This window comes from Nostocoides sp. (genome assembly GCF_035343835.1).
Lineage (GTDB): Bacteria > Actinomycetota > Actinomycetes > Actinomycetales > Dermatophilaceae > Nostocoides_A > Nostocoides_A vanveenii.
On sequence record NZ_DAOQZV010000101.1, the window covers coordinates 8,330 to 10,949 of the forward strand.

At 68.9% G+C, this 2,620-nt stretch carries 3 protein-coding genes; 2 read left to right on the top strand and 1 reads right to left on the bottom strand.

Annotated elements, in window-relative coordinates; genetic code table 11:
- Positions 1-613 (bottom strand): hypothetical protein (locus PKH97_RS08870; protein ID WP_324387048.1); only part of this gene is annotated, 613 nt, incomplete at its 3' end.
- 137 nt (positions 614-750) lie between these two features.
- On the opposite strand from PKH97_RS08870, the gene PKH97_RS08875 reads away from it, so the two are divergent.
- Both PKH97_RS08875 and PKH97_RS08880 read left to right on the top strand, forming a co-directional pair.
- The gene (locus tag PKH97_RS08875) at positions 751-1,950 is read left to right on the top strand and encodes a hypothetical protein (protein ID WP_324387049.1); all 1,200 of its coding nucleotides are present in this window, start codon (positions 751-753) and stop codon (positions 1,948-1,950) included.
- 90 nt (positions 1,951-2,040) lie between these two features.
- The coding region (locus PKH97_RS08880) for an NYN domain-containing protein (RefSeq protein ID WP_324387050.1) at positions 2,041-2,620 on the top strand (580 nt) is incomplete at its 3' end.

Genomic DNA, 2,620 nt, shown 5'->3' on the forward strand with positions numbered 1-2,620 from the left:
AGGGCGGCTGGCCCCCGTACGGCGGCTGCCCGCCGTAGACCGCCTCGCGGCGTTCGCGACCTGAGCGCACCATCTTCACGATGCCGACGATCGTCAGCACGACGCCGAGGAGACCGAAGAGCGTGGCGATGATGAAGGCGCCGACGATGACGCCGATGGTCTTGCCGCCGACCTTGGTGGCCGTGTCGCCGGTCAGCAACTTCGCCGGATTCGACCCGCACGTGACCGTGTAGGTGCCGGCTGTCGAGGAGGTGTAGGAGCCGCCGCTTTCGTACTGGCGGCCGTCGAAGGCGGCGCGGAAGGCCGGGCCGCTCGCCTCCATGCCGATCGTCGCGCCGTCACTCCCGAGGACCACACAGGCCTGGCTCGGCTGGCCGGTCTGACTCTCGAAGCTGGTGCCCGTCGCCGCGCCCACGTCGACCATAATCACCATGGTCGAGTTCGCTCCGAGTTCGACCGTGCCGCCGGGCGGCGTGGTCGGAACCTCCCGGACGGTGTTGAGCAGGCCCTTGCTGCCGTAGGCGACGCCGCCGAAGAAGATCCCCGGCGCAAGCACGAACATGCAGATCAGGCCAAGAATGAGCGGCAGGACCCCGCGTCTCTTGGGTGGCATTGCTTCCCCCTCGATTCCGGCGACGACGTGCCGCCTCTCTCGCCATTCAACCGTACGGGTATCGTCCCCCGCGAGGGCGCAGGGCCCTCGACCGGACCCACACGTCCGGACCGCACATCCGCAGGGGAGTTTCACCGATGAAGTCCACCCGCACGCGCGCCATCGTCGTCACCGCGACGATGGCGCTGACGCTGTCCGCCGCACCGACGTTTGCCGCGGATCCGCTCGCCGCGTCGTCGCCCGCCGCGTCCTCGACCGCCCAGAAGTACACCTACGACTTCCGCACCGGGGCGACGACCGACCCGCAGGCGGCGCCGATCGTCAAGAAACTCCTCGCCGCCCTGCCGAAGGACTGGCAAGCCCGCCGGGCGGCCTTCCTCGCCAAGACCGGCGCCGAGCCGGGCCCGGTCGGCCGGTCGATCGAGGCGCAACTGACTGGTGCCAAGTGCGAGCCCACGGCGCTCAACGCCTATGTCGAGAAGATCACCGCCGGAATCCCGCTGCCGCGTCTCTTCGTTCTCGCGCTCGTCGGTGCCTTCGACTACCCGACCTATGACGCTCTGATCTATGGATCGCGCACCGACGCCGACTACTCCCTCACGCCCGGCACGACGGGGAAGGTCCGCTACACCACCAGCGTCGCCCGCGGCTTCTGGGACATCGAGTCCGGCGACATCGCGGTCATGGGGATGCACAGCAATATGGTCGTGGACCGGGCTCGCGTGATCCGGACCGTCCAGACCATCTTCGGCGTCTCGGCGGCCGACGCCGCGCAGCTCGCCGACCTGATCATCCCCCTGATCCTCGACACCAAGCAGCTGCGCGACGGCAACAACCCGATGTTCAGCCTCAACGCCTTTGCCTTCACGGCAGAAGGCCAGGCCGGCCTGGAGGGCATCGGTGACCGCATCGTCATGGGTGAGGGCATCATCAAGGCCCTGCGCGACACCGGCAACATCGAGGTCGGCCCGCAGATGGTGCTCTCGCACGAGTACGGCCACCACGTGCAGTTCGAGAACCACGCCTACCCGGCGCAGACTTCGCCGGAGAACACGCGAATGATGGAGCTGATGGCGGACGCCTATGGCGCCTACCTCGACTCGCACCGGGAAGGCCTGAACTTCAACGCCGAGCGGGTCAACGGCGCCATCGCCCTCGCTCACCTCGTCGGTGACTGTGCCGTCAACAACCCAGGGCACCACGGGACGCCGAGCCAGCGCGCGGCGGCGGCTTCCTGGGGCGCCTCGCTCGCGAAGTCGAACGGCACCACGGTCCTGCCGTCCAAGCAGGTCCAGGCGCTCTTCCTCAAGGCGCTGCCCGCAATCCTCAAGCACTGAGTTTCGCCCCCGCGCCGCCGCCCCGGAGACTCAACTCCGGGGCGGCGGCCGATGTCCGGCCCCAGCAGCGGAAATGGCAAGGTTGTCCTTATGCGGTCCTATTGCGCGATCTATGTCGACGCCGGCTACCTCCTGGCGTCGGCCGCCACGCGCGTCACCGGAACCTCGCTGCGGCGCGGCGTCCAGGTGGACCACACCGCCTTGATCCAGGGCCTGATCGCCCAGGCCGAAGCCGAGTCCGGTATGCCGCTGCTGCGCGTCAACTGGTACGACTCCGGCGGCCGCCCCGGCGGTATGCCCGATTTCCACCAGGACGACATCGGCCTCCTCCCGCGGGTCAAGCTCCGGCTCGGCCGGCTCTCGCACACCGGGGAGCAGAAGGGTGTCGACCTGCGGATGGGCCTGGACCTGGCCACCTATGCCCGCAACCGGGTCGTCGATGTCATCTATCTCGTCTCCGGCGACGACGACCTGACCGAGGCCGTCGAGGAAGCGCAATTCCACGGCCTGCAGGTCATCATCATGGCCGTGCCGGGGCCGGCCGGTCGTCCGCACGCGGTGGCCCGCAATCTCCAGCGCGAGGCCGATGGCGTCATCCTCATCGAACCCGAGGTCGTCGACGCTTCGGTGCGCCCCGCAACCATCCCGGCCGCGCTCATCCCCGGCTCGG